Raw genomic sequence first — 26456 nt, 5'->3', positions numbered from 1 at the left:
TTTCCTGAGAGCTCCCTTTGCGCCCCGGAGCCATGCCGTTCCCGGCCATCTACCCCGCAGACACATAAACTTCATGCAGGTTTGGATGGCGCACCGGGAGGAACACACATGGGGACATTACGACGTCGGATTGCCGCGGCGCTGCTGACCGCCGCTGCGGCGGCCATGGCACTTAGTCCCCTACCGGCGTCGGCCGCGCCCAGCAGCGGACCGGACCCCGTACTCAACGGTGAAGCATTTGTGGGCAAGAAGCTGACCGCTGACATAGGTCCCTACACTTTTTATGGCTGCGGCGGAGGCAAAGGCCCGGACTTCACGGTGTACTGGACCCGGGATGGCTTCCTCGTGGCCGGCGAAACGACCCGGAGCTACCTCCTTGAACCTGATGACACAGGCGCCCGGATGGCCGCCCATGTCACGGCCAGCAGAACGGCCTGCGGCGGAGAATCCCTGCACAGCAACGAAACCAAGCCTGTTGGCGCGGTGAACCGGGCGGCAGGTTTCACGGGACGCAGCTTCGAACTATTAACCCGCGCCAATGACGGCTCGCTATTGCTTTACGGGCGAAATGGCAACGCCTGGGACCCTGCCCGAACAGTGGGATATGGCTTCAACATCTTCAACACGGCATTCTCCCCCGGCGACTTCGACAGCGATGGCAAAAGCGACGTGATCGTGCGCGACTCCGTCGGCGGGCTCTATCTCTTCGGCGGAGACGGGGCCGGGGGATGGAAACCGGCCAAGTCAATCGGCAATGGATGGAACGTGTTCGACTCCATCATCAGCCCTGGTGACTTCAACGGCGATGGCCACAACGACGTCCTGGCGAGAGAACCCGGCGGCGCCCTTTACCTCTACCCGGGCAATGGTGCCGGCGGATGGTTGGCTCGAACCGCCGTCGGAACCGGCTGGAACGTTATGGACGCATTGGCAACCCCCGGCGACTTCAATGGCGACGGCAATGTGGACATCCTGGCGCGCGACCGCAGCGGGTACCTGTTCTTTTACGGGGGCAACGGTGCAGGCGGCTGGTCACGGTCGTGGATGATCGGCGTCGGTTGGAATGCACTCAGGTTCGTTGGCAGCGCCGGTGACTTCAATCGCGATGGCTTCCCCGATGTTTACGGGGTGGACCAGCAAGGCCGTTTGCTTGCCTATTACAGCGACGGAAGGACCGGCTGGAAGGGTTCCGAGATTGTGGGCGCGGGCTTTGGGTGGTTCACAGCAGTCTTCTAGGAAAATCCCAGACGCGGTACCATTAACCGCATAAAGTCTGGGGAGGACACAATGTTTGCTTCATCACGCCCTACGTCCGGCGTGCGCCGGGCAATTGCCGGAGTAGTGGCTGCGATCTTTGCGGCAATAGTACTTGCCCCCGCTCCCGCCATGGCCACCATGGACCCTGACCCTCCAGTAATTACCGGCGCTCCCTATGTTGGTTCCACGCTGACAGTTTCGTGGGACCCTATGGCCTATAAGGGCTGCGCCCAGGCCTCCGGGCCGGATACGCGCATCTACTGGACTCGCGACGGCGAGTTGGCGGCCGACCACACCACTTGGCCCCATTACCTCCTCGGCGAAGAAGACCGCGGCAAAACCATCGCAGCACACCTCGTGGCAAACCATCCCTGCGAGGGCCTGGAAGTTGCCAGCGAAGAAACTGCACCGATTTCTGCCTCGAACCGCCCCAACGGCTTTACGAGTCGCGGCGCGTTCGAGTTGCTCGCCCGCCGCACCGATGGCGCCTTGGTGATGTACCCGCGCGTATTCAACAGCTGGGAGCCGGCACGGACCGTCGGCGCCGGCTGGAACATCTTCCCCACAGTGCTCTCCCCCGGTGACTTTGACGGCGACGGCAGCAATGACGTCCTGGGCAGGGACTCGGCCGGCGGCCTTTACCTGTACAGCGGTGATGGCTCAGGGGGCTGGAACGGTCCCCGGAAAGTCGGTACCGGATGGAACATCTTCACGTCGCTGGTTGCCCCCGGGGACTTCAACAGCGATGGCACCAACGACATCCTGGCCCGCGACGCCAACGGAATCCTCTACCTCTACCCCGGCGACGGGGAGGGCGGATGGCTGCCCAGGTCTGTAGCGGGCCAAGGCTGGAACGCCCTGAACGCGATCATCACCCCCGGCGACTTCGACGGCGACACGAACGTTGACGTCCTGGCTCGCGATGCTTCCGGCTACCTGAGGCTCTACAGCGGAAACGGCACCGGTGGCTGGAACGGCATGACAGTTGTTGGCCAAGGCTGGAACGGCATGAGCAAGATCGGCAGTGCCGGCGATATCAACGCCGACGGCAGCCTCGACGTCTTTGCTGTTGACGGCTCAGGCCAACTGCGCGCCTATTACGGCAACGGCAACGCCGGCTGGGCTGGCGCTGAAGTGGTGGGCTGGGGCTGGGGCGGGTTCACGGACCTGTTCTAGGTTGTCTTATTGTCGAGGTCGTCTTGTTGTCGAGGTCGTCTTGTTGTCGAGGTCGTCTCGTTGTCTAGGTCGTCTCGTTGTCTAGGTCGTCTAGTTGTCTAGCCGCGTTGTTGGGAACCCCATTCGGAGCGATCCGGGTGGGGTTCCCGCAATAAAAGGGCCAGCTATATGCCAAGGCCTCCGCGGGCGGTAGTGTCATCCCAATTGATCTCTTCGGCCAACTCTGTGCCGCCTTATTTCTCCGGGAGAAACCTTGGGCTACAACTCTGCCCTTCGCGCGCCTGCGCGCCGCCGCAGTCCCCGCCAACTGCTTGCACTCATTATGGCCCCGGCTTTAGCTACTTGCCTCCTACTCGCGGCCTTCCCTGCTTCGGCCGCCGAACAAGCGGTGGACACCAAAGCCTCCCTCAACACAGAGGCGATGCCCACCAAGGAGACCGCCCAAGGGCTCCCCGTTGAAGCAGCCCCGCGGTCGAGAGGTTTCGACGGCGACGGCACCTTCGATCTGTTCGCTCGCGACGCCGCAGGCCGCTTGCTCCTTTACCCCACCGACGGCAGAGGCAACTGGCGGGCACCGCAAGTCATCGGTAACGGCTGGCACATCTATAACCTCTTGGTTTCGCCGGGCGACTTCGATGGTGACGGAACAGTGGACGTCATGGGTCGCGATGGCTATGGACGCCTCTTCCTCTACCAAGGAAATGGCGGCGGGGCTTGGAAACAGGCGTACCAGATCGGCCAAGGGTGGCAGGGCTTTATCAACCTCATCGCACCCGGCGACCTGAACGGCGATGGCACCAACGACATCCTTGCCCAGGATGCAGCAGGCAACGTGTTCCTTTACCCAGGAAACGGGCGGGGCGGCTGGCTCGCGCCCAGCAAGGTCTCCTCGGCCTGGCAGGGCCTGGATGCTGCCGGGGCAGGGCATTTCTATGGCACACCCGAGGCCGTGGTCCTCACCCGAAGTTGGTGGGGTGACTTACAGGTTCGGTCCTCTCCGCGTAACGGTTTCTTCTATGAGTACGGTCATCCCAGCGGCTACGACGGAGTCATTGGCAGGGGCTGGGAAGTGCTCAGTCGTTTTGGGGTGGCCGGTGACTTCAATGGCGATGGCTACAACGACGTTTACGGCATCAGCCCGAACGGTCTGCTGACGATGTACCTCGCCGATCCTTCTGGCTTCAGCAGCCGGGGCATCTACGGCTTCGCATGGAAGGGCCAGCCAGTTGTTGGCAGCGGCTGGAACGTCATGAACGCGGTGTTCTAGGCCCGGGCCCTTGAGCCCTAAGCCACGCTCTTGATCTTCACCACGAACACGGCGCCCAAAAGGCCGATGACCGCGGCGGCTACGTACAGGGAGACGTAGCCGCCCCAGTAAAGGACAAACGGCGATGCGATCAAAGGGGCGATCACTTGGGGAAGTGAATTGGCTATATTGATGACACCCAAGTCCCGTCCGCGGTCCATCCCGGTCGGAAGGACCTGCGTGATAAGCGCGAAGTCGACGGCGAGGTATGCGCCAAATCCGATCCCCAACACCACCGCACCGGCGAGCCCGCCGATCCACGTTGGTGCGAAGGCAAGGATCAGCGAAGCCAGTGCAATGATGACCGATGACGCGATTACTAGAGGCTTCCGCTTGCCCAACTTATCGCTTAGGCGTCCACCGAGAACACTGGTAATAATGACCGAGACCGCGTAAAGCCCGGTAAGAACGAGGACACCAAAAGAAGGATCGATTCCCTCGGTTTCCTTTAGGCGAACCGCATCGCTGAGGAAGAACAACAGATACAACGTGACCATGTGGTTACCGGTGCTTACCAGCAGACGCGTCAGCCAGGCCCAAGCGAAATCGGGATAGCGTTTAGGCGAAACCCAGAAGCCCTTAAGGAACTCCGCCAGGTTGAAGGGCGGGCGTTCGGTTGCGGGAAGCTGCTGGTCGTCATTCTTGAAAAGGTAGAGCACGACGCCGGCGAGCAACGCCGCGGCGCACAGCCAGTACCCGGCTGCAAAGTTCCCGACAACCACCGCCGCGATCACCGCGCCGATCAGAATACCTACCGTCTGCCCCATGGCCGCGAGTCCGCCGACCGTTCCGCGCTGCGGAACCGGGACGCGGTCAGGTACGGCGGCCGTTATGGCGGCGTACATGGCGTTGGCTCCGGCCTGCACCAGGCACCAAAGCAAAGTCATTGCTGCAACACTGGGGGCACCGGCCAAAGCAACAAGCGCAACAGCTGCCAGGATGGCACCCATCAGAACCCAAGGAACACGGCGTCCAAATCGTGACGTCGTGCGATCGCTGAAGGCGCCGAACAAGGGATTCGCAACCATTGAAACTGCGGCACCACAGCCTGTCACCAAAGCCAGGATCGCTTCCTTCTGGCCCTCATCGAAGTGGGCTGCCTGCTGCCCGAGAAGAACTTGGAGGGGGCCAAAGAACGCTGCGTTGATGCCTAGGTTGACCAGCACAACGCCGGTGACCCAAATCGGCCGAACTCGGGTAACAGGCTCAGCCAAGGCTGTGGTGGTTCCACCGCGAACTACAGCTGGATCCGGCACCGGGCCCGGTAGATCGGACAAGCTCATAGCAGGTTCCCCCTCGTTTCGATGTTTGGATTCAGCCTAGCGCGGTGGAGCGACACTGAACCGCCGTCGCACTTTTTATCCACATAGGCCGAAACATCTCCTGCGGCAGCCCTGACGCAAGCGTTAGTGTGGCCTCAAACCGATAGAGGAGCAGCACTATGAGCCAGCAAGTAAATACCGCCGATCTCTACGACGAACGCGGCGAGGAACTGGAATCCATCGCCGTCCAGTTTCAGAATTTGGGTGGCCACACACACTTCAGTGGGCCTGTCCGCACTATTCGCTGCTTCGAGGACAACGCCCTGGTGAAGACCGTCCTGAGCACTCCCGGGGACGGAGCCGTCCTGGTCATTGATGGCCAAGGGTCGCTGAGGACTGCGCTCATGGGTGACATGATCGCGGAGAGTGCCGTAGCAAACGGCTGGGCCGGAGTAGTTATCAACGGTGCCATTCGTGACCGCGAGGCCATCGCCCGCCTGCCTCTGGGCGTGAAGGCACTCGGCAGCAATCCGAAGAAGAGCGCCAAGACGGGCGTGGGTGAGGTGGACGTTCAGCTGGTGATAGATCGCGTGCGGATCCAGCCCGGCGTGATGATTTTCTGCGACACGGACGGCATTTTGGTGGAGCGCTAACCCTCCTGAAAGCGCCGACTTACAAGAGAAGTGAAAGAAACATTCTCCCGATGGGAATCAATCGAGCCGTAAGATAGTTACTGAAAGCAACTATCCTGCTTAATCCACTTTTCTGCCACCTCTGGAGAAGATATGTCCAAAACTGCGCCCGTACGGGCTGCCGGTGAGGTCCTGACACATCGTCAGACACTCACCGTCATGGTGGGGCTCATGCTCGGCATGTTCCTGTCCTCGCTGGATCAAACCATCGTGTCCACGTCCATCTACACCATTGCCAACGACCTCGATGGCCTGTCTCTCCAAGCGTGGGCCACCACGGCTTACCTCATCACATCGACGGTCAGCACCCCGCTCTACGGCAAGCTCAGCGATATTTTCGGCCGCCGCCCGCTCTATCTCGTGGCCATCGTGATCTTCCTGGTTGGTTCCCTTTACGCTGGATCGGTCCACTCCATGACGGAGCTCGCCATTGCCCGCGGCATCCAGGGCCTCGGCGCCGGTGGCTTGCTCGCATTGGCGCTGACCATCATTGGTGACATCGTGGCACTGAAGGACAGGGCGAAGTACCAGGGCTACTTCATGTCAGTCTTCGGCATTTCTTCCGTCCTGGGCCCGGTGATTGGCGGGGCTTTCGCGGGCTCGGCCAACATCCTGGGCTTCGAAGGTTGGCGCTGGGTCTTCTTCATCAACCTTCCCATCGGGCTCGCCGCCCTTGTGGTTGTCTTCATGTACCTTCACCTGCCGGCGCGGCACGTGAAGCAAAAGATCGACTACTGGGGTGCGGCGGCCATCACGCTGGCCATCGTGCCCTTGCTGTTGGTTGCAGAACAGGGCCGTGTTTGGGGTTGGGCCTCGGGCGCATCCTGGCTCTGCTATGGACTTGGCGTGATCGGCATTGTGGCGTTCCTGCTCGCTGAGAAGCGTGCCGGGGACTACGCATTGATCCCGCTGCGCCTTTTCAAGAACACCACTTTCGGTTTGTCCTCGCTGCTGAACTTCATCATCGGCATCGGCATGTTCGGCGCAATCGCAATGCTGCCTATGTACCTGCAGCTCGTGAAGGGGCTGACTCCTACCGAGGCTGGCCTGATGATGATCACGTTTACTGTGGGCATCCTCTTCGGCTCGATCTCTGCCGGCCGAACCATCTCCTCGTCAGGCGTATACCGGATCTTCCCGATCCTGGGCACCGCTATCTTGGCGGCTGCAGCCACCGTCATGGGTTTGGTGCTCGGCGTCGATACCGGCCTGTGGGTTCCCGGCCTGATTGCAGTGTTCTTCGGCGTCGGTCTGGGCTTCTGCATGCAGCCGCTCACGCTCGCCATGCAGGTGTCGGTCCCGCCCAAGGACATGGGCGTAGGCACCTCCACTGCAGCATTCTTCCGTTCCATGGGCGGCGCTGTGGGAACGGCAGTGTTCATTTCCATGCTGTTCAGCACGGCAGCCGACAAGATCGCCGACGGAATGAAGACCGCCGCTTCCAGCCCGGACTACCAAGCGGTGATGACAGATCCGGCCGTGGCATCGGACCCGGCAAACGCCAAGCTCTTCGACTTCTTCAAGAACGGCGCCAACAACGAGTCCCTGAATGACACCAGCTGGCTTCACACGGCCAACAGCACGCTGACACGGCCCATCACTGAAGGCTTTGCCCAGGCGATCGACATCGTCATGCTCACGGCTGCCGGGCTTATGCTCGTAGCCTTCCTGATCAGCTTTGCCCTGCCCAACAAGAAGCTCACGGATCCCAAGGCAGCCGCCAAGGAATCCGTTCCGGCGCACTGATCCCTGGACATACAGAGACGGCTCCTGAAGAGCTGGCCTATCAACAGCGGGTTCATGCATAGCTGTTTATAGAGAACGGCAGGCAGTCTCCGGACCGCCTGCCGCTCTCCTTTGGCCCATCGTTGTGTGATTTGATCGACAACGCCTAGTACGAACCCTTTATGAGCTCGATGGCCTGCTCCAGATCACCGCGAAGGTCGCGATCCCCCACGTCGGACGGCAGCGTGAAGCCAGCCTGCATCATGGCGCGCAGCCGTGCGCTGGCGAACTCTTCGAGTCGTCGCCCCTGCAGCCGCAGGGCCCGTGAAGCACAAACAAGCTCGACGGCGGCAACGGTGGCGAGTGCGTCCGCCGTCGACTCCAACTGGGCGGTGGCCACGCTTGCGAAGCTGGCATCTTCCTCAGCCCCGAGGGACAGCACCACAGTCTGCAGGCTTGCCGGCTGGGCGTTGGCCCGAATCCGGCCGACGGCGGCAGCAGCCACGTATTCGAGCATCATCACCCCTGACTGACCTGAACCGTCCTCAGCCAGGAAGGGGTGCAGGCCCGTGTACTTCGGGTCGCACAGGAGATCGATCCGCCGCAGGTGAGTGGCGCACGCCGCACCGATGGCCAGCTGTAACGTATCCGCGCGGCGGGCAAGGTTAGTCATCTGGAAGAGCCCGTGGTGGGCGACGTCGTTCGTTCCGTCAGACGGCGAGCCGTGAACGAGCGGATTCTCATTGCCCGCTGTGACAAGACGAGTCAGCAGAGCATGCAAGCCTGCGAGTTCCTCGGCTTGGGAACCAAAAATCTGCGGCAAGGTCCTCAAGCAGTAAGGATCCTGAATGCGGGCAGGCTCGCCGCTGCCATAAACCATGCCATGGAACATCGTTGCGGCCGACGCCACCTCTTGAGTATCCGCAGCAGCCGCTACTGCGGGGCTCAGCGCCTCGGAGTTGCCGGACATCGCAATGAAGGACATTGCAGCCGCTGACGCTGCATTGTCCACGAGCCTCGACAGTTTTTGTTGCGCCAAGGTCGCTTGGCCAATAGTCAGCGCACTGGAGCTGATGAACGGAAGGGCATCGGCAGTGGCCCACTCCGTTAAGCGAAACGGAACGTTGCCGCCACCCAATGGCTGGCGTTCGCCCAACAATGTGAGCGCCGTTCCGGCTAATGCCTGCAGGTCCGCAGTTCCTATGCCACCGAACTCCCGAATTTCCGGAACGACGTCGCTATTGATGATTTCCACCAATTTTTCGGCAATGGAGGGGTTGATCCCAGATCCGCCAGCCGCCAATTGGCTGAGCCTGACAACCAACATCGCCCGAACGGTCCTGCGATCCAGGGCCTTGCCCGCATCCACAGCGTGGCTGCGCAGGAGCTTCAGCCCGTGAGTGTCCCGGCCCTCGGCTTCCGTCAGCGAAACGGTGCGGTTCGCTCCAACCCCGGTCGATCGCCCATAGACCGGACGTCGTAATGCCGTAGCTTCCGCAGACTTCCGCGATTCGTCCATTCGGACCAAAGCTTCCGGAGCCAACGCGACGTCTTCGCCGTCGGCTACTGCGACGACATCGGACAAGTCCAGCGTCAAGCCATCTATCGTGACCATAAACCCGGTCCTTTCCAGTCAGTTTCCGTCGCTAGTCAGTTTCCGGCGCTAATCCGTTTCCGGTGCAGTGCAGTAGAAGCAGTCTTCCGGACAAGACAACTGGTTTTGTTCGACACCTGCACTGTCGCGGGTATCAGGCTGGAAGGCCAGTGGTGAGAGTTGTGCCGTCATCGTTCACCAGGGGTCAACTGAAACCCGTCCTCAGTATGAAAGAGCTTCCGAATCCCTGTCCTGGAAAGGATCCTGAGAATTGTGCCGTCCGGGGTTCTATCATCTACAGTCCCCCGAAACGGATTGTGGCCGCCTTTTGTCATTGTCACCCGCGTTCCCCTAGCAACTGATGTCCACGGTCCCGGGCTCTCCCTGTCCATAGTGCGTTTCCTCGCTCTCAGATGGCCGTGCTGACGTGTGTTATTCGAACCTGTGCCTACGTTGCCCCAGGACGGCTAGGCAAGGATGCATTGCATAGCCGTCCTGGGATTTTCTTCGAGAGGCAGTTACCGCGTCCTGGCGGTCTCCTTCATGGGGATGCGGACGCCGCGTTCGTGGGCGACGTCGACGGCGCGGTCGTAGCCGGCGTCGACGTGGCGGATGACGCCCATGCCGGGGTCGTTGGTCAGGAGCCGTTCGAGCTTTTCCGCGGCCAAATCGGTGCCGTCAGCGACGGAGACCTGCCCGGCATGCAGGGACCGGCCAATACCGACACCGCCGCCGTGGTGGATCGACACCCAGGTAGCACCCGAAGAGGTATTGAGCAGGGCGTTCAGCAACGGCCAGTCAGCAACAGCGTCGGACCCGTCAGCCATGGACTCGGTCTCCCGGTACGGAGACGCAACCGAGCCGGAGTCCAGGTGGTCACGGCCGATCACGATCGGGGCCTTGACCTTACCCTCTTTCACGAGCTGGTTGAACAACAACCCGGCCTTGGCCCGTTCACCGTACCCGAGCCAGCAAATACGTGCCGGCAGGCCCTCGAACTCCACCCGCTCCGCAGCAGCATCCAACCACTTGTGCAGGTGCTTGTTCTCCGGGAACAACTCCTTGATCGCCTTATCGGTCACGGCGATGTCTTCCGGATCCCCGGAAAGGGCGACCCAGCGGAACGGACCAAGGCCCTCACAGAACAACGGACGAATATACGCCGGAACGAACCCCGGGAACTCAAACGCCCGCTCGTACCCGCCCTTGCGCGCCTCGTCACGGATCGAGTTACCGTAATCAAACACCTCAGCCCCGGCGTCCTGGAACTCCACCATCGCCTGCACCTGCCGGGCCATGGACGCCTGGGCCTTCTTCGTGAACCCTTCCGGATCCGCCTCGGCCTCGGCGTGCCACTCCGCCACCGTGATGCCCTCGGGCAGATAGGACAACGGATCATGCGCGGACGTCTGGTCCGTGACCACATCAAAAGTCACCTCGCCGGCCTTATGCCGGGCCAGCAGCTCCGGGAACACCTCCGCGGCGTTACCCACATACCCCACCGACCAGCCGCGGCGCTCAGCTTTGGCCTTCTTAACCTTCGCGATCGCGGCGTCCAGATCGGTTTCAACCTCGTCCAGGTACCGCTTCCCGGCACGACGGCGCAGGCGGGTCTCGTCAACGTCGACAATCAGGCACGCACCATCATTCAACGTCACCGCCAACGGCTGCGCACCACCCATGCCACCACACCCACCCGTCAACGTCAGGGTCCCCGCAAGAGGTCCTTCCGTGGAACCCTCCGCAGCCGGTGCCGGGTGACGGCCCTCCGCAGCGAGCTTATTCCCCACCGCAGCAAACGTCTCATACGTGCCCTGTAAGATGCCCTGGGTACCGATGTAAATCCAGGACCCGGCCGTCATCTGCCCATACATCATCAAACCCTCGGCCTCGAGCCGGCGGAACTCAGGCCACGTCGCCCAATCCCCCACCAAATTCGAGTTGGCCAACAACACCCGGGGAGCCCACTCATGCGTACGGAACACACCCACCGGCTTACCGGACTGAACCAGGAGCGTCTCGTCCTTCTCCATCGACTCCAACGTCCGGGTGATCGCATCAAACGCAGCCCACGACCGCACCGCACGACCCGTACCGCCGTAGACCACCAAATCATCAGGACGCTCAGCAACCTCCGGATCCAGGTTGTTCATCAACATGCGCAACGGCGCCTCGGTCTGCCACGACTTGGCAGTAAGCTCAGTACCCCGCGCGGCCTTAACCGGACGGGCTCCTGTAGTGAAATCGGCAGTCATTCTTTACTCCTCTAAAGCAACCACGAAATGAACCAGCAGGGATTTAGCCCAGGTTCTTGGTCTTGAGCCATTCCTTGGCGATTTCGCCGATGTCCTCGAACTTGGCCACGCGGCCGTTCATCTTGATGAGATCTTCAGTAGTCAAGGCGGCGGAGACCTTGTTCAGCGCTTCCTTGACGGTGTCCGTGGACTTCTTCTCGTTGATGACCGGCACGATGTTCTCGGAGAGGAAGAGGTTCTTGTTGTCCTCAAGTGCCACGAGGTTGTTCTCAGCCAACGCGGGGTCAGTGCTGAAGAGGTCGGCTACCTGTACCTGACCGGAAAGAAGGGCGTTCAACGTGAGCGGCCCACCGGCGTCGAGCGCTGAAAATTCCTTGAACTCGAGGTTGTAGACGGACTTCAGGCCGGCAACGCCGTTGAGGCGGGTCTTCCACTCCGGCGGGCCGCCCAACACAAGTTCCTTGGCAACGGGCTGGAGGTCTTCGATGGTCTTCAGCTTGTACTGATCGGCGATTTCCTTCTTGACGGTGAGGACGTCCTTGTCCTCTGCTTCGGAAGGAGTCAATGCAGTCAGGCCGGCCGGGATCTTTGTGGTCAGCTCCTTGGCAACATCCTCGGAAGAAACAGCCTTGGTGGCGGAGTCGAGGTACTGCAGAAGTGCACCGCCATACTCCGGCATGAGGTCGATGGAACCGTCCTTGAGGGCGGGGATGGTGACCTCACGGCTGCCGATGCTCGGCTTCTCAGTTACCTCGACGCCCTTGGCCTTCAAGGCTTCGGCGTAGATCTTGGCGATCAGCTGGCTCTCGGGGAAGTCCGCGGAACCTACGATGATGCTGTCGGCCGAACCCCCTGCTGCGGCTGTGTTGGACGAGCTCATGGGGTCCCCGCCGCCACAGGCGCTCAGGGTGATGGCAGCGACGGCTGCCAGGGTGAATCCGGTGAGGTACTTCTTCATGTCAACTCTCCTGCGATGGGTGCTGCAAGGCATGCAGCGGCCAGATGGGGTGGGTGGAGGTGGATCTGGTGCGCCGAACCACCGGCGCCGGGGTTGGTTAGACCGTGACGGGGGTCTTCACGGATTCGGCCACAGTGGCCGATTTGATGGTTCGCCGGGTCAATCCGGGTGAGACAACTCGGCGGGTGATGAAAGCGAGAAGCTGGTCGAAGAACAGTGCCAGCAGGGCGACAAGAACGGCGCCCGCCACCATTTGTCCGTAGTCGTTCTGGGCCTTGCCGTCGATCAAGAGGCGGCCCAGACCGCCGAGCGAAATGTATGCAGCGATGGTCGCGGTCGAGATGATTTGCAACAATGCGCTGCGGACACCGGACAAAACCAGCGGAAGAGAACAAGGTAGCTGGACGTCCGTGAGGATCTTCATGGTCCGGAAGCCCATGCCCTTGGCGGCGTCGACGGCGGCAGCATCCACAGCGCGCACGCCGGCGTAGGTGTTGGTCAGGATAGGCGGAACTGCCAGCAATACCAGCACGATGAGACTGGGAAGTACGTAACCCATACGGGATGGGAAGGCTGGCGAAATGAGCAGGACCAGCAAGATCAACAAGCCGACGCTGGGAAGTGCCCGGAGGGCGTTGGCAAGGCCGGCGATCATGAACACGCCCTTGCCTGTCACACCAATGTAGATACCCAGTGGCACGGCAATGATGGCGGCAATTGCCAGGGCAATAAGGGAGTACAGGAGGTGCTCAGCGATCAGGGTAGGGATGCCGTCTGCGCCGCTCCAGTGTGCGGGGTCGAACAAGTAGTTCACGATGCCACCACCTTGGGGGTCCACGGTGTCAGCCACCGGTTAATGAGGATGATCAGCCCGTCCAGGACCATGGCCAGGACCACGCAAAGCAGAATGCCGGCGATGATCGGAGTGTAGAAACGGAGCTGGAAGCCCTGTGTGAAGAGTGAACCGAGCTGCGGTATACCCAGCAGGGCGGCCACGGATACGAGGCTGACGTTGGAGACGGCGGCGACGCGCAAGCCTGCGCAAATCACCGGAACACCCACGGGAAGTTCAACTTTCAGGAGGCTCTGGTAGCCGCGATACCCCATGGCCTTGGCGGCTTGGACGGTGTCCTCGGGAACGGAATCGAGGGCATCCGCGACTACCCGAACCAGCAGTGCCACTGTGTAGATGGTCAGTGCGGCCACAATGTTGAGCGGGTCCAGGATCTTGGTACCCAAAACCAGGGGGAGGAGCACAAAGAGTGCCAGGGAGGGGACGGTGTAGAGCAGCCCGGCAACACCCACCAAGAGCGGGTAGATCCGACGGCTCCGGTGCGCCCACCAGCCAAGGGGCAGTGCGATGAGCAGCCCCAGGATCAGCGGGGTGACGGCCAGCAAGACATGCCAGCCGAGCAGGAACACAATGTTGTCGAACTGGCGGCCCAGCCACTCGAAGTTCATCAGATCGTCTCCAGATGTGGTTCGGCCTCGATGGCCTTGACCACGTCCGTTGCAGACACGGTCCCGATCAATTCGCCATGCTCGTTGACAACCACACCGCGGCGGCTCGGCGAGGAGAGCGCAGCATCGAGCAGTTGCCGCATGGTTCCTGATGCTGCAGCCGGTATCCCGCTGAGATTCAGGTTCTCCCGCTTCACTTCACCATTGAGAAGCTGTGTCTGAGCCCAACCGAGAGGCTTCCGGCCGCCGTCGACAACCAACACCCAAGCACCCAGCGACTTGGCGCGAGCCTCATCAGCTGAAGCACCGAGGTGAACAACAGCTTCTTCACCGATAGCAACGGCACCGGCCGTTTTCGTAAAGCCGAGCGAGCGGTAACCGCGGTCACGGCCCACGAAGTCGGCCACAAACTCGTCTGCGGGCGCTGTGAGTAACTCTGAAGGGGACGCCATCTGCGCAAGCTTGCCGCCTACTCGCATCACGGCAACCTGGTCCCCGAGCTTGAGGGCTTCGTCGATGTCGTGGGTGACCATGATGATGGTTTTGCCGATTTCGCGCTGCAGGCGAAGGAACTCCTCCTGAAGCTGCGCGCGTACTACTGGGTCCACGGCACTGAAAGGCTCATCCATCAGCATGAACGCCGGGTCAGATGCCAACGCACGGGCAACACCCACGCGCTGCTGCTGGCCACCGGAAAGCTGCCAGGGATAACGTTTGGCGAAGCTCGTGGGCAGTCCAACGCGCTCCATCAGTTCGAGCGCCTTGGACCGGGCCTTCTGCCGGCTTTCCCCGAGCAAGAGCGGCATGGTGGAGACATTGTCCACGATGGTCTTGTGCGGGAAGAGCCCTGCGTGCTGGATGACGTATCCGATCCGGCGGCGGAGCAACGCTGCGTCCATGCCGGAAGTGGGCTGATCGTCCAGGTAGATGGTGCCACTGGTGGGTTCGATGAGGCGGTTGATCATCCTCAGGGAGGTGGTCTTGCCGCAGCCGGAAGGACCAACAAGGATGGTCAGCTTTCCGGTGGGGGCTTCCAGGTTGAGGCCGTCGACTGCCACCGTCCCGTCAGGGTAGGCCTTGGTGACATTTTCAAATTTGATCATTACTTTTCCATGCTTTCCTGGGGCACTTCATGGTTTCCGTCGGGTTCCACGAGGATGTTGTCGGCTACCTTCACCAGTTCCTCGCCAATTGTGTGGGCCTTCGCCTCGTCCAAGCGGTAGCTAGGCACCACGATGCTGAGGGCTGCCACTGTTCGGCCGCCGATCACAATGGGTGCAGCGACGGCCGTTATGTCGTCTTCGACGCCGCTCCGCACAATGGCGTAACCGCGACCGTTTTGTCCGCCTGTCAGCACCTTGCCAGCGGCGGACCCTTCCAGCGGGATGCTCCTGCCCACCCAGCTGGTGTGCCGGACAGAGCGGGTACCTTCGACGATGGCAATGTAGATTCCGGTTTCCCCAGGACCGGGAATACTCAAGTAGCAGGACTCGCCTGTCTCAGCCACAAGCCGCTTCATGTGCGGTGTGCAAAGCGACACCAAGGACTCCTGGCCCAATGCCAGCGCTCCCAGCTGAATGACACTGGCCCCCGGGCGGAAGTTGCCCCCGGGGTCCCGCGTCACGAAGCCGCTGCCTTCCAAGGTGCGGAGGAGGCGGAGCGCGGTACTGGCCGACAGATCCACCACCCGTGCTGCGTCGCTGAGGCTGATGGAGCCGTCAGTACAGACCGCACTGAGGAGGGCCAAAGCCCTCTCGACTGTTCGGGTGGAAGAATCAGCTGCCACTGCCTGACCTGCTTTCAAGTGGTCTACATCACCATGTCTTGCCACTTAGTAAAAATCAATTTTCACTAAATGGCAAGAGATTTCTGAAGATTGCGGGAAGTTCCAGTTATGAGACGCCCCGGTGCCCTCAGTGGCGGCGGCCATGTTTCCACCACGTAAATAGTCCTCCAAGCCCTTGTCATGTGGTGGCATCTGGTTTTTACTTGGTGGCAGTCTTCAATCGGAGGAAAACGTGGAAACCGTCAATCAGCTCCTAGCCTCAATCCAGGATGTGGGCCGCGACGCGGTGCGCGGAGGCTACTCCAGGGCCGTCTATACAACACCCGAACTCGATCTCAGGGACTGGTTCATCGAGCAAGCCGCACAGCGCGGCCTCGACGTGGAAACGGACCGGAACGGAATTATTTGGGCGTGGTGGGGAAAGCCCCACCAGGGCGCCCTGGTCACCGGAAGCCACCTCGATTCGGTGCCCGGCGGGGGCGCATTCGACGGTCCCCTCGGCGTCGCTTCCGCGCTGGCCGCCGTCGACATCCTCAAGGCCCGCGGACTCCAGCCTCCGCGATCGTTGGCAGTCACCGTTTTTCCGGAGGAGGAAGGGTCGCGCTTTGGCGTGGCGTGCCTGGGTTCGCGGCTCCTCACGGGTGCGATCGACGTCGAGAAGGCCCTGAATCTGCGCGACGTCAACGGCGATTCCTTCGCCGACGTCGCCAGCGCCAACGGCCTGGATCCCCGTCATGTAGGCCCGGATTCGGAAGCCATGGGACGCATTGGCGACTTCGTTGAACTGCACGTGGAACAGGGCAAGGGCCTGGGGCAGGGCGGTCCTCCCATCGCCGTAGGAAGTTCAATCCTGGGCCACGGCCGCTGGAAGATCAGCGTCAACGGCCAAGGCAACCACGCCGGCACCACACTCATGGCAGACCGCGCAGATCCGATGGTCGCAGCCGCCCAGATCGTCCTGGCCGTTCGGGAAACAGCCGCCAAGCTACCCGACGCGCGAGCGACAGTGGGCCGCCTTACGCCCGTTCCTGGTGGAACCAACGTCATCGCCTCGCGCGTGGACCTTTGGTTGGACGCCCGCCATCCCGACGACGCCGTGACCGCTCAACTCATCGAAGCAATTTATCGCGCAGCCCAGGACGTTGCTGCGGCGGAGGCTTGCACAGTGACCCTCACTGAAGAGTCCTACAGTGACACGGTGCACTTTGATGCCGGCCTGAGTCGTCGTATCACCAACCTTCTGCCGGGAGCTCCAGTGCTGGCAACCGGCGCAGGGCATGATGCCGGAGTACTGGCCGGCTACGTCCCCTCGGCGATGCTCTTTGTCCGTAACCCCAGCGGCATTTCACACTCGCCCGAGGAGTACGTAGCGGACGAGGACGCCTCCGCAGGTGCAGTTGCGTTGGCTGATGTTCTGGAAGGACTCCTGTGAGCACGTTCTGGTGCGAGACAGCCATTATCACCGGCGGTGGCGACGACGGTACCGGCCTTCCGGAGGTAGCTACGGGCGTGCGCGTGGAGACCATCGATGGACGCATCTCGGCCATGGAAAGCGGCGCGCAGCCCCAATCCGGCGACACGAAACTGATGGGCGTCACCTTCCCCGCCGCTGCCAACGCACACTCGCACGCCTTCCACAGGATCCTCCGCGGAAGAACGCATGACGGGCGCGGAGATTTCTGGGTGTGGCGGGAGCAAATGTACCGGAGCGCGTCGGAGCTGACTCCTGAGAAGTACCAGAAGCTCGCTGCTGCCGTATTCGCTGAAATGGTGGTGACAGGTTTCAGCAGCGTGGCCGAGTTCCACTACGTCCACCACCAACCCAATGGCACGGCGTACCTGGAGCCGCACGCCATGGAGTTGGCCCTTGCCCGCGCGGCAATGTCAGCAGGGATCCGCCTAACACTTCTGGACACCTTGTATTTGTCCGGCGGAATCGGTACCTCGCTCAGTCCCGAGCAGGCAAGGTTCGGGGACACAGATGTGAATGCGTGGCTGGATCGGTTACGTTCCCTCCAGACCGCAATAGCACAGGAGTTTCCACCCGACAGGGTGGGCGTCGGAGCCGCCCTGCACTCCGTTCGCGCAGTGCCGGAAGAGGCGCTGAAGGTTGTTGCCAAGCAGCTACCCCGCGACATTCCCCTTCACATCCACCTGAGCGAACAGCCTGCCGAAAACCAAGCATGCTTGGAGGCCTACGGCACCACTCCCGCCGGTCTCTTGGAACGCCACGGCTTACTGTCTTCCAGGCTTTCGGCGGTTCATTCCACGCACCTTACGCAGCAGGATATTTCGTTGCTGGGCGCAGCATCAACCACCATAGTGATGTGTCCCAGCACGGAAGCCGACCTCGCGGACGGGATCGGCCCCGCCCGTGAACTTTCCGATGCCGGAGCCACTATCGCTTTGGGTACCGACCAGCATGCGGTGATCGATCCCTGGATTGAAATGCGCACCTTGGAACACGGAGAGCGGCTAGGCAGTGGGCAGCGTGGAAGGTTCTCGCCAGGGGAACTGCTGCTGGCCGCAACGCAAGGAGCAGCGCGCTCCATGGCCACACCCGTCGCCTCGTCTGCACTGAAGCTCGGTGCCCTCTGCGACCTAATGGTGGTTGATCCCGCGTCCGCCCGGACTGCCGGATCCCGGCCGCTGCAATTGGCCTTCAGCGCGACGGCCAGCGATGTAACGGAAGTAGTCATCGCCGGTGAATTGATGGCTTCCCACGGAGTGCACACGCGCCTCGGCGCGCCGGGAGACCTTCTGACTGCAGCGCTCGAGGAGTTCTCGTAGCCGCGCCTCCAGCGACCGAAAAGGTGACGACGGCGGCACTCAGCTTGGCTACATGAGTCGCCACCGTCGTCGTACTTTGTGTTCAATTAGTGGACTCAAGCACCCCTGTGGCGGCCCGGGAACCCGCTCCGGAGGCTTCCAGCCAACATCCAGCCACCAGACAGGCGGTGTTGCGTTAATGATCTGAATGCATGTCACGTCCGTCACTTGACTGGAACTTGGCGGATATGACGTGCCACACTGTGTAGCGCGAGTGCACCGGCGTCCCCGTCGGACAGCCGACGACGACCCCGCACTTCGCTTCCCAAAACCCCATTCCCCAAGGGAGACCCATGTCCAGTTCCAGCACCGAAGGCGCGCCACCTGTTTCACGGAAGGTGATCGGCCTGGCCGTCGCCGGTGCCGTGGGCGGCTTCCTCTTCGGTTTCGATTCGTCCGTGGTCAACGGTGCCGTGGATGCGATGGCGGACGAGTTCGTCATGAGCGAAGCGCTAACAGGCTTCGCCGTGGCCGTCGCCCTTTTGGGCTGTGCCGCCGGTGCCTACTTCGCCGGCAAGATTGCGGACCGGTACGGCCGCATCCCCGCCATGAAGATCGGCGCATTGCTCTTCCTGGTGAGCGCGGTGGGAACCGGTCTTGCGTTCGGCGTTTGGGACCTCATTTTCTGGCGGCTGGTGGGCGGCCTGGGCATCGGGCTTGCCTCGGTCATTGCCCCGGCTTACATCTCAGAAATTTCTCCACGGCACGTACGTGGCCGCTTGGCATCGCTTCAGCAGCTCGCCATCACCACCGGCATCTTTGCAGCCCTGCTCTCCGACGCTGTGCTCGCAAATTCGGCTGGCGGTGCGGACGGCACGTTGTGGCTGGGCATTGAAGCCTGGCGCTGGATGTTTATCGCCTGCGCCTTGCCCGCCGCGGTGTACGGCTGGATCGCTTTCCGCCTCCCGGAGTCCCCGCACTTCCTGGTGCTCAACGGCAAGGAAGAGCAAGCCCGCACCATCTTCAATAAACTCATCCCCGGCGATGACATCGAACGCCACATCCGCGAGATCCAGGAATCCATCCAACAGGAAAAGCTCTCCACCAAGAAGGGCTCGCTCCGAGGTAACAGGTTCGGCCTGCTCCCAGTGGTCTGGATCGGCATCATCCTGTCCGTGCTGCAGCAGTTCGTTGGCATCAATGTTATCTTCTACTACTCCACCACGCTGTGGAAGGCCGTCGGGTTCCAGGAAAAGGACTCCCTGACGATCTCCGTCGCCACGTCCGTCACGAACATCCTGGTGACCCTGGTGGCCATCGCTTTGGTGGACCGGATCGGCCGCCGCCCCATCCTTCTGACCGGCTCCATCGGCATGGCCGCATCCCTGGGCGTTATGGCGCTGGCGTTCTCCTCTGCTGTTGGCACCGGCTCCGAGATCAGCCTTCCGGGCGCTTGGGGCCCGGTGGCCCTTGTGGCTGCCAACGTCTTCGTCATCAGCTTTGGTGCCTCGTGGGGTCCGCTCGTATGGGTGCTGCTGGGCGAAATCTTCCCGTCGCGCATCCGCGCCCGGGCCCTCGGGCTGGCTGCCGCTGCGCAGTGGATCGCGAACTTTGCCATCACGCTCAGCTTCCCCATCATGGCAGCAGGTTCGCTGCCCCTGACGTACGCAATGTACGCAGCCTTCGCGGCGGCGTCGTTCTTCTTTGTCATGTTCAAGGTGCCCGAGACGAACGGTATGTCCTTGGAACAGGCTGAAACCTTGTTTGTTCCAAAGGGGGCACCAGTAGCGCCGCTGCCGGTTACCTCGGACGAAGCCAAGTAGTTCACCAAAAAGCCCGGCAGATTCTGATCAGTTCAGTTCCGCCGGGCTTTTTGTGTTTCGTAACCGGTTAGACCAAGTGCGGTTCGTGGGATTTCAGGTAGGCGCGTCCTCCGAAAGCGACCAGGATGGCGATAACCATGGCAACGGCACCAGCGAAAAATGGGACCTGCGGGCCGAAGTGCTCCCCCAGCTGGGCTGCTGCGAATGGTGCAAGCGCGCCACCCATCCAGCGGACAAAGTTGTAGCCGGCGGATGCAACGGGGCGCGGGGAATCAGAGACACCCATGGCCAGTTCCGTGTAAACCGTGTTGTTGATTCCCAGAAGGGCACCTGCCACGATGACAAGCACGACGACGGCCGTCACCGAGTGCCCAGCGGCCAGTCCCAAGCCAATCAGGTCGAGCATCAGCGCCGCTAATGTTCCGGTCAGGACTTTGACGGCCCCGAACCGCTTCTGCAGCACGGGAGCCACGAACACAGAGAATACGGCAACAGCTACACCCCAGCCGAAGAACACTCCCCCGATGCCATAGGCGTCCATGCCCAGGATGAAGGGGGTGAAGGCGAGGATGGTGAAGAAGCCGTAGTTGTAGAACAACGCGCTGGCGGCAGTAGTGCGGAGGCCTTTATGCCCGAGAGCCACCAGCGGATCCCTGAGGCGGGACTTCTTAGCGGGAGGCGGCGTTTTGGGCAACAATGCGAGCAGCGCGATGAAGGCCGCGGCCATGAGCACTGCGGTGCCGAAAAACGGTGCGCGCCACTGCCAGCCGCCAAGGAGGGCGCCAAGCAGGGGGCCCAGCGAGATGCCTAAACCAAGTGCTGCTTCATAAAGGATGATGGCCGTCCCGGTACCACCACTGGCCACCCCCACGATCACTGCCAACGCGGTTGCAACGAACAAGGCATTACCAAGACCCCAGCCCGCCCGGAACCCCACCAGTTGTTCAACGCTGCCGGAAAGGCCGGACAAAGACGCAAACGCCACGATGATCGCCAACCCGATCAGCAGGGTCTTCTTCCCACCGATCCTTGAGGACACGAATCCACTGATCAACATGGCGATCGCCGTCACCAGGAAGTAGCTAGTGAACAGCAGCGAGACTTCACTGGTGGATGCCTCAAGGTTCTTGGCTATAGCCGGAAGAATCGGATCGACGAGCCCGATGCCCATGAAGGCGAAAACGGCCGCGAGCGCAGTGGCCCACACCGCCTTGGGCTGTTTGAGGAAGGAAACTTTCTCAGCTTCCAAGACGGTTTCAGTGGTTGTTTCGGCGCTTGCTGAAGCGTCAGCCAACTGGCGTGACATTCAATGGCTCCTTGTCGGTGCGGGTTTTTCTTAGTCGTGCTGGTTTTCTTAGTTTTGGAACGAGCTGTTGAGCTTGGCGATCACGGGCAAGGCGGCTGCGAGATGTTCAATTTCGTCTTGGCTGAGGTCCTGCAGCAGCTCAGCCACCATGGCGTTGCGCCGCTGGTTGGCAGAGGCGACGGCGGACGTGCCGGCTACGGTGATGACCACCTGGACGGCTCGTGAATCGTCAGGATCCTGCTGGCGGGTGACCAGGCCTGAACGCTCAAGCTTGATGATTTGCTCCGTAGCGCTGGGGACTTTGATGCCCAGGTTCTTGGCGATATCGCCCACGCGTAGACCGCCGTCGGAAATCATGGACAGCAGGCTGAGTTGCGCGGCCGTAAGGTCACCTTCAGGATCGAGACGTCGGAACATGTACACACCGAGTCGTAGTGACTCGCGAAATTCCTGCGCAAGATCAAGTAGCCGGGGATCAAAGGTACTCATACTTAGGTACCCTAATAGTTAGGGTACCTAATAGTCAAGCCCTCACTGGCGAAGGGGGCCTGCGCACGTGCCCAGGCAAGGGCGGTGCGGACGATCGGTAGCTATGCCCTGTTGGTGTGCTGACTTCCAGCGTGTGGACATCTTCGACCAGCTGTTTTGCCGCCCATCCAGGGTTTTCCTTGGTGTGGTTGCATGCTTCGCAGAGCCCAGCACTGTTGTTTACGGATGTGGTACCACCTGAATGCCACGGGACAACGTGATCGATATGCCTGATGGGCGCGTCGCAGTAAGGCGTGCGGCAGGTGTCGTCCCGGACTTCGATAAAACGCCTCAACCTCGGCGGGAAGAGCCGCGCCTTGGAGTCCATGGTGATGAGCTCCCCCGTGGACGGCGCTGTATAGAGGCGACGAAGCCACACGGCAAACTCCTCGTCCTTCTTCGGTGCCGGACTACCGCCCGTCGCGGACGCCCGTTCGCCGCCGGATGGGGCAGCACCTCCAGCACCAACCAAGGCTCTTGCCCACGCCGCCGGGACTATCCCGTAGCCCTTAAGCCGGGCAGGCTCACTGTCCCCCTGCAACAGCGCGCGGTCCGTCATAATGATCTCGAGGTCGACGCCGCCAATCCCGCCACGCCTCCCCGTGATGCGTTCGACGAGGGTATCCGCCATGACTTGTCCGCGGATCCGGGAGTCCCCACCGGAACGTGCAGAGTCTGCCTTACGGGTAAGCGCGGCATAGACGGCAACCCCTTGGGATACAGGAAGCAGTGCAGTCAGGTAAGTCATGCTGTCTGTTGCCGGGCGCAGGGTCACTGTTCGCTCCGTGGCGGCATGACTCGCGCGCTGGGCAACGGAACGGGGATCGCGCCGATAGGCGGCGGCTTTGGCGGCGGCGATGATTGCTTTATCACCGGCGCCCTCGAAGGTGCCCGCATCAGGCGCGAGTTCTTGGTCCACGGCCCGCCGATCCTCCAAGGAGAGGCAGGCTGTCTCTCTTACGAGCAAGGTTGCGCGCCATTCACTGAGCTGGCCCGATTCCAACGCGGCCATGGTGCGTGGCATCTCGGTGACCAACGCCTTCGCGACTCCAAGGAGACGGGAGCCTCGGTTCGGCGATTCACGCCGGGCCAACGCAAGCTGAGCGGCAACACCTTGCCCCTGCTCCGAAGCGGGAACACCAGCGACTGCCTGCTCACGCCGTTGCGCAAGATCCAACGCCACCGCGGCACGAGCCTGGACACTGGTAATAGCAGATTTCACCTCCTCTAACCCACGCAGCTGGTCAATCAGCTGAGCGCTGGAAGAACCAAGGCGAAAATCCCTCAGCAGCGTGAAGAGAGCCGAAACACCAAGCGCGGACTCGCCGGCCTTGTTCCCAACCCCGGAGGCAAATGAACCGGTGTCAACGCCTCGCCACTCTCGAATTGTCTCCATGGCCCAACTCTTCCAGCGGGCACAGGTCCGCATAAGGCTGGAATCTGCCTATGTGGAAAACAACCTGACCCTGGGCCCATTGCAGGTACCAAGAGCCCAACGAATCCACATCCCGTCCGCCCATCCCTCCGCTTTGCGGCACGCCGTGCGAACAAGCGCGGGACCGGGCCAGCGTCAGGCGAACAAGCTCGGGACACCCCGGTTTACAGCGTCAGCTTCATGCCCTCGTGGCTGGCAACAAAGCCCAGCCGCTCATAGAAACGATGAGCGGCAACCCGGGACTTATCCGTGGTGAGCTGCACGAGCGAGCAGCCACGCTCCCGGGCCTGCTCAATAGCCCACCGGATCATGAGCGCACCCACACCCTGTCCCCGCAACACCTCAGAAACCCTCACCGCCTCTATCTGCGCCCGCCAGGACCCCTTGCGCGAGAGGCCCGGGATGTAGCTGAGCTGGAAGGTAGCCACAACATCGCCGTCGAGTTCGCCCACCACCAGAAGGTGCGCAGGGTCGGCGTCGATCGCGTCAAAAGCCCGCTCGTACGGCACTAAATCATCGGCACTTTCGCGGGTAGCGCCCAGCTGATCGTCGGCCAGTAACGCGAGGATCCGCGGCACGTCGCCCTTCCGGGCACGCCTGAGCGTGAAGGTTCCATGCTCGACGGCGGCGGTAAACAAGGTGGGCACGGCACCGGATTGAGTAGTCACCACCACAGCTTGCCATCCGACAGAACAAACCCCCGGAACTCAGTATTGCTAAGTACCGGTACCTAGTTGTACTATGTAGTGGTAGCTAGTAATACTGAGTAGCGAGGGAGGTGTCCGATGGGCAAGCAAATGACGGAGATGCTCAAAGGCACATTGGAGGGCATTGTTCTGGCCCTCCTGACCGGAAAGGCAGCGTACGGGTACGAAATCACCACGCTGCTCCGGGAGCAAGGATTTACCGAGATCGCTGAAGGCACCGTGTACGCGCTGCTGGTCAGGATCGAGCAAAAGGGGCTGGTGGACGTTGAGAAGCGCCCGTCCGAAAAAGGGCCACCCCGCAAGGTGTACACGCTCAACACACAGGGCGAAAAGGAACTGAACGAATTCTGGAACACCTGGAGCTTCTTGTCCGGACGGATTGAAGAGCTCCGCAAGGAAGGAAAATAACATGGCAGCGAAATGGATCGAACTGGTCACCGGATCACTCGAGCAGAAGAAGCAGTACAAGCAAGCCAAGGCCAGGATGAATGCCCTGCCTGAGCCCTACCTGACCGTGGCCACCGCCTTCAACCGGTACCTGATGTACTACGGCGGCGTGACTGAGGGCGACACCATGGTGCAGATGTTCACCGACCTGGCTGACCTGTGGGAGCGGGCCGCAATCGACGGCACGCCCGTGAACGAAATCGTGGGTGACGATCCCATCGAATTCGCCGAAAGCTTCGCCCAGGCCTACGGCGGTAAGCGCTGGATCGACAAGGAACGCGAACGCCTTACCAAGGCAATCGACAAAGCGAAGGAGGCGGGATTATGACTGCCCCGGCAATCCGTGTAGAAGGTATTGAAAAGTCGTACAAGGACCTCCATGTGCTCCGGGGAGTGGACTTTGAGGTAGAGCCCGGCAGCATCTTTGCCCTGCTGGGCTCCAATGGAGCGGGCAAGACCACCATGGTGAAGATCCTGTCCACACTGCTGAAGGCGGACGCCGGCTCGGCCGCCGTCGAAGGCTCTGACGTTGCAACAGAGTCGCTCCAAGTAAGGCAGTCCATCAGCCTTACCGGACAGTTCGCCGCCGTGGATGAAGTCCTGACCGGCAAGGAGAACCTGGTCCTGGTGGCGAAGCTGCGTCACTTGAAGAACCCAGGCGGAATCGCGGAGGATCTGCTGGCGCAGTTCAGCCTCACCGAGGCCGGCTCCCGCAAGGTGGCTACGTACTCGGGCGGCATGCGCCGCCGCCTGGACATTGCCATGAGCCTGATCGGCAATCCGAAGGTGATCTTTCTGGACGAACCGACTACCGGCCTCGACCCGGAGGCCCGGCTGGAGGTATGGCAGATCATCAAGAACCTCGCCAAAAAAGGAACCACGGTCCTGCTCACCACACAGTACCTGGACGAAGCCGAGCAGCTCGCCCACCGCATTGCCATTCTGCATGAGGGCAGCATCATCGCCAATGGCACCCTCGCCGAGCTCAAGCAGCTGCTGCCGCCGGCCAAGGTGGAATACGTGGAGAAGCAGCCGAGCCTGGAGGACATCTTCCTGGCCCTGGTAGGAACGGGTGCCAACGCCAATGCCCAATCGGGTACCAACGAGTCAGTAAAGGACAGGTCATGAGCACCCACTTCTTCGCAGACACCTCGGTCCTGCTGGGCCGTTCCATGCGGCACATCTTCCGGAGCGTGGACACCATCATCACCACTGCGATCACGCCTATCGCCCTGATGCTGCTGTTCGTCTACGTGTTCGGCGGAGCCATCAGGACCGACACCGAGAACTACGTAAACTACCTGCTTCCGGGCATTATGTTGATTGCGATCGCCTCCGGCATCGCTTACACGGCCGTCCGGCTGTTCACTGACATGCAGAGCGGCATCTTCGAGCGGTTCCAGTCGATGCCGATCGCACGCTCTTCGATTCTCTGGGCGCACGTGCTGACGTCGCTGGTGGCCAACGGACTCTCGCTGGTGATCATCGTTCTGGTGGCACTCCTCATGGGTTTCCGCACTTCGGCCAACGTGCTGGACTGGCTGGCCGTGGCAGGCATCCTGGCACTCTTCACGCTGGCGTTGACGTGGATTGCGATCATCGCGGGCCTCTCAGCGAAGTCGGTGGATGGCGCGGGCGGGTTCTCCTACCCACTGATCTTCCTGCCATTCATCAGCTCGGCCTTCGTTCCGACGGAGACCATGCCCGGGCCGGTCCGCTGGTTCGCCGAAAACCAGCCGGTGACGTCAATCGTGAACACCATCCAGGACCTGTTCGCACAACGCCCGGTGGGCGGCGACATTTGGGTGGCCCTGGCTTGGTGCCTGGGGATCCTCATCGTCGCCTATGCGTTTGCCACAGCTGCCTACAAGCGCCAGATCGCCTAGTGATTCATCAAGCCAAAACAACGGCCTAAGCTCCCTTTTCTCCACAAGGGAGCTTTCGCCATGCAGACCGATTCGCCATTAGT

General features: G+C 61.4%; 24 protein-coding genes. 12 read left to right on the top strand and 12 right to left on the bottom strand.

What is annotated here, in order from left to right:
* Positions 1–108: 108 nt before the first annotated feature.
* The 3 genes from M1D89_RS03730 to M1D89_RS03720 all read left to right on the top strand — a co-directional run bounded on the left by M1D89_RS03730 (position 109) and on the right by M1D89_RS03720 (position 3700).
* Positions 109–1236, top strand: a complete 1128-nt coding sequence (locus M1D89_RS03730) for an FG-GAP repeat domain-containing protein (RefSeq protein WP_498648156.1) — start codon at positions 109–111, stop codon at positions 1234–1236.
* 51 nt (positions 1237–1287) lie between these two features.
* Positions 1288–2433, top strand: coding sequence for an FG-GAP-like repeat-containing protein (locus M1D89_RS03725; protein WP_498648153.1), 1146 nt, complete (start codon positions 1288–1290; stop codon positions 2431–2433).
* A 253-nt stretch (positions 2434–2686) separates the two neighbouring features.
* The gene (locus M1D89_RS03720; RefSeq protein WP_498648150.1) at positions 2687–3700 is read left to right on the top strand and encodes an FG-GAP repeat domain-containing protein; all 1014 of its coding nucleotides are present in this window, start codon (positions 2687–2689) and stop codon (positions 3698–3700) included.
* A 17-nt stretch (positions 3701–3717) separates the two neighbouring features.
* Here M1D89_RS03720 and M1D89_RS03715 read toward each other — a convergent pair whose 3' ends face one another.
* On the bottom strand, positions 3718–5022 hold the full coding sequence (locus M1D89_RS03715; protein WP_498648148.1) for an MFS transporter: 1305 nt from the start codon (positions 5020–5022) through the stop codon (positions 3718–3720).
* A 158-nt stretch (positions 5023–5180) separates the two neighbouring features.
* Between M1D89_RS03715 and rraA the strand changes: the two genes are divergently transcribed.
* Together rraA and M1D89_RS03705 are read left to right on the top strand one after the other, a co-directional pair.
* Positions 5181–5654: a ribonuclease E activity regulator RraA gene (rraA, locus tag M1D89_RS03710; protein WP_498648146.1), complete on the top strand. Its 474-nt coding sequence runs from the start codon at positions 5181–5183 to the stop codon at positions 5652–5654.
* Between the two features lie 132 nt (positions 5655–5786).
* A complete protein-coding gene (locus tag M1D89_RS03705; protein WP_498648144.1) occupies positions 5787–7439 on the top strand; it encodes an MDR family MFS transporter in 1653 nt (550 codons plus the stop codon).
* Between the two features lie 145 nt (positions 7440–7584).
* Here the strand turns inward: M1D89_RS03705 and M1D89_RS03700 are convergent, their stop codons facing one another.
* From M1D89_RS03700 to M1D89_RS03670, 7 genes are all read right to left on the bottom strand, one after another.
* Positions 7585–9033, bottom strand: coding sequence for an aromatic amino acid lyase (locus M1D89_RS03700; protein WP_498648141.1), 1449 nt, complete (start codon positions 9031–9033; stop codon positions 7585–7587).
* 497 nt (positions 9034–9530) lie between these two features.
* Positions 9531–11267 (bottom strand): urocanate hydratase, encoded by a 1737-nt coding sequence (gene hutU / locus M1D89_RS03695; RefSeq protein ID WP_498648140.1) that lies wholly within the window; start codon positions 11265–11267, stop codon positions 9531–9533.
* A 43-nt stretch (positions 11268–11310) separates the two neighbouring features.
* Positions 11311–12225 (bottom strand): ABC transporter substrate-binding protein, encoded by a 915-nt coding sequence (locus M1D89_RS03690; RefSeq protein WP_498648138.1) that lies wholly within the window; start codon positions 12223–12225, stop codon positions 11311–11313.
* Positions 12226–12322: 97 nt separating this feature from the next.
* Complete coding sequence (locus tag M1D89_RS03685; protein ID WP_498648135.1) at positions 12323–13075, bottom strand: ABC transporter permease; 753 nt, start codon at positions 13073–13075, stop codon at positions 12323–12325.
* A complete protein-coding gene (locus M1D89_RS03680; RefSeq protein WP_498648133.1) occupies positions 13036–13686 on the bottom strand; it encodes an ABC transporter permease in 651 nt (216 codons plus the stop codon). Before M1D89_RS03680 ends, M1D89_RS03685 begins: the two co-directional genes overlap by 40 nt.
* Positions 13686–14789: an ABC transporter ATP-binding protein gene (locus M1D89_RS03675; RefSeq protein WP_498648130.1), complete on the bottom strand. Its 1104-nt coding sequence runs from the start codon at positions 14787–14789 to the stop codon at positions 13686–13688. The genes M1D89_RS03680 and M1D89_RS03675 overlap by 1 nt, the downstream gene beginning before the upstream one ends.
* On the bottom strand, positions 14789–15517 hold the full coding sequence (locus M1D89_RS03670) for an IclR family transcriptional regulator (RefSeq protein WP_498648128.1): 729 nt from the start codon (positions 15515–15517) through the stop codon (positions 14789–14791). The genes M1D89_RS03675 and M1D89_RS03670 overlap by 1 nt, the downstream gene beginning before the upstream one ends.
* 187 nt (positions 15518–15704) lie before the next feature.
* On the opposite strand from M1D89_RS03670, the gene M1D89_RS03665 reads away from it, so the two are divergent.
* From M1D89_RS03665 to M1D89_RS03655, 3 genes are all read left to right on the top strand, one after another.
* On the top strand, positions 15705–16904 hold the full coding sequence (locus M1D89_RS03665) for an allantoate amidohydrolase (protein WP_498648126.1): 1200 nt from the start codon (positions 15705–15707) through the stop codon (positions 16902–16904).
* On the top strand, positions 16901–18262 hold the full coding sequence (locus M1D89_RS03660) for a formimidoylglutamate deiminase (protein ID WP_498648124.1): 1362 nt from the start codon (positions 16901–16903) through the stop codon (positions 18260–18262). Before M1D89_RS03665 ends, M1D89_RS03660 begins: the two co-directional genes overlap by 4 nt.
* Before the next feature lie 332 nt (positions 18263–18594).
* Positions 18595–20064, top strand: coding sequence for a sugar porter family MFS transporter (locus tag M1D89_RS03655; RefSeq protein ID WP_498648122.1), 1470 nt, complete (start codon positions 18595–18597; stop codon positions 20062–20064).
* A 67-nt stretch (positions 20065–20131) separates the two neighbouring features.
* On the opposite strand, the gene M1D89_RS03650 is transcribed toward M1D89_RS03655, so the two are convergent.
* The 4 genes from M1D89_RS03650 to M1D89_RS03635 form a co-directional block, all read right to left on the bottom strand.
* Positions 20132–21370, bottom strand: coding sequence for an MFS transporter (locus tag M1D89_RS03650; protein WP_498648120.1), 1239 nt, complete (start codon positions 21368–21370; stop codon positions 20132–20134).
* 48 nt (positions 21371–21418) lie between these two features.
* Positions 21419–21859, bottom strand: coding sequence for a MarR family winged helix-turn-helix transcriptional regulator (locus tag M1D89_RS03645; protein WP_498648119.1), 441 nt, complete (start codon positions 21857–21859; stop codon positions 21419–21421).
* 34 nt (positions 21860–21893) lie between these two features.
* Positions 21894–23294, bottom strand: coding sequence for an HNH endonuclease (locus tag M1D89_RS03640; protein ID WP_498648118.1), 1401 nt, complete (start codon positions 23292–23294; stop codon positions 21894–21896).
* Positions 23295–23497: 203 nt separating this feature from the next.
* Positions 23498–24004: a GNAT family N-acetyltransferase gene (locus M1D89_RS03635; RefSeq protein ID WP_498648116.1), complete on the bottom strand. Its 507-nt coding sequence runs from the start codon at positions 24002–24004 to the stop codon at positions 23498–23500.
* Positions 24005–24118: 114 nt separating this feature from the next.
* Here M1D89_RS03635 and M1D89_RS03630 point away from each other — a divergent pair, with 114 nt between their 5' ends.
* Genes M1D89_RS03630 through M1D89_RS03615 form a run of 4 tightly spaced genes read left to right on the top strand, consistent with a single transcriptional unit; the run spans position 24119 to position 26373 of the window.
* The gene (locus tag M1D89_RS03630) at positions 24119–24448 is read left to right on the top strand and encodes a PadR family transcriptional regulator (protein ID WP_141283837.1); all 330 of its coding nucleotides are present in this window, start codon (positions 24119–24121) and stop codon (positions 24446–24448) included.
* 1 nt (position 24449) lies between these two features.
* On the top strand, positions 24450–24815 hold the full coding sequence (locus M1D89_RS03625; RefSeq protein ID WP_498648112.1) for a DUF1048 domain-containing protein: 366 nt from the start codon (positions 24450–24452) through the stop codon (positions 24813–24815).
* Positions 24812–25615 carry an ABC transporter ATP-binding protein gene (locus M1D89_RS03620; RefSeq protein ID WP_498648110.1) on the top strand — a complete coding sequence of 268 codons (804 nt, stop codon included), beginning with the start codon at positions 24812–24814 and terminating at the stop codon, positions 25613–25615. Before M1D89_RS03625 ends, M1D89_RS03620 begins: the two co-directional genes overlap by 4 nt.
* Complete coding sequence (locus M1D89_RS03615; protein WP_498648108.1) at positions 25612–26373, top strand: ABC transporter permease; 762 nt, start codon at positions 25612–25614, stop codon at positions 26371–26373. Before M1D89_RS03620 ends, M1D89_RS03615 begins: the two co-directional genes overlap by 4 nt.
* Positions 26374–26456: the final 83 nt, after the last annotated feature.

It is taken from the genome of Arthrobacter sp. D3-18 (assembly GCF_054408525.1).
Note: the sequence above shows the minus strand (reverse complement) of the source record. Positions and strands in the feature narration are given on the sequence as shown.

Bases quoted from the DNA above. Each gene is read 5' to 3' on its own strand.
- M1D89_RS03705 (WP_498648144.1), top strand. From the start codon at position 5,787: ATGTCCAAAACTGCGCCCGTACGGGCTGCCGGTGAGGTCCTGACACAT.
- M1D89_RS03645 (WP_498648119.1), bottom strand. From the start codon at position 21,859: ATGAGTACCTTTGATCCCCGGCTACTTGATCTTGCGCAGGAATTTCGC.
- M1D89_RS03625 (WP_498648112.1), top strand. From the start codon at position 24,450: ATGGCAGCGAAATGGATCGAACTGGTCACCGGATCACTCGAGCAGAAG.
- rraA (WP_498648146.1), top strand. From the start codon at position 5,181: ATGAGCCAGCAAGTAAATACCGCCGATCTCTACGACGAACGCGGCGAG.
- M1D89_RS03620 (WP_498648110.1), top strand. From the start codon at position 24,812: ATGACTGCCCCGGCAATCCGTGTAGAAGGTATTGAAAAGTCGTACAAG.
- M1D89_RS03655 (WP_498648122.1), top strand. From the start codon at position 18,595: ATGTCCAGTTCCAGCACCGAAGGCGCGCCACCTGTTTCACGGAAGGTG.
- M1D89_RS03690 (WP_498648138.1), bottom strand. From the start codon at position 12,225: ATGAAGAAGTACCTCACCGGATTCACCCTGGCAGCCGTCGCTGCCATC.
- M1D89_RS03615 (WP_498648108.1), top strand. From the start codon at position 25,612: ATGAGCACCCACTTCTTCGCAGACACCTCGGTCCTGCTGGGCCGTTCC.
- M1D89_RS03680 (WP_498648133.1), bottom strand. From the start codon at position 13,686: ATGAACTTCGAGTGGCTGGGCCGCCAGTTCGACAACATTGTGTTCCTG.
- M1D89_RS03675 (WP_498648130.1), bottom strand. From the start codon at position 14,789: ATGATCAAATTTGAAAATGTCACCAAGGCCTACCCTGACGGGACGGTG.
- M1D89_RS03650 (WP_498648120.1), bottom strand. From the start codon at position 21,370: ATGTCACGCCAGTTGGCTGACGCTTCAGCAAGCGCCGAAACAACCACT.
- M1D89_RS03715 (WP_498648148.1), bottom strand. From the start codon at position 5,022: ATGAGCTTGTCCGATCTACCGGGCCCGGTGCCGGATCCAGCTGTAGTT.
- hutU (WP_498648140.1), bottom strand. From the start codon at position 11,267: ATGACTGCCGATTTCACTACAGGAGCCCGTCCGGTTAAGGCCGCGCGG.
- M1D89_RS03630 (WP_141283837.1), top strand. From the start codon at position 24,119: ATGGGCAAGCAAATGACGGAGATGCTCAAAGGCACATTGGAGGGCATT.
- M1D89_RS03730 (WP_498648156.1), top strand. From the start codon at position 109: ATGGGGACATTACGACGTCGGATTGCCGCGGCGCTGCTGACCGCCGCT.
- M1D89_RS03640 (WP_498648118.1), bottom strand. From the start codon at position 23,294: ATGGAGACAATTCGAGAGTGGCGAGGCGTTGACACCGGTTCATTTGCC.
- M1D89_RS03700 (WP_498648141.1), bottom strand. From the start codon at position 9,033: ATGGTCACGATAGATGGCTTGACGCTGGACTTGTCCGATGTCGTCGCA.
- M1D89_RS03725 (WP_498648153.1), top strand. From the start codon at position 1,288: ATGTTTGCTTCATCACGCCCTACGTCCGGCGTGCGCCGGGCAATTGCC.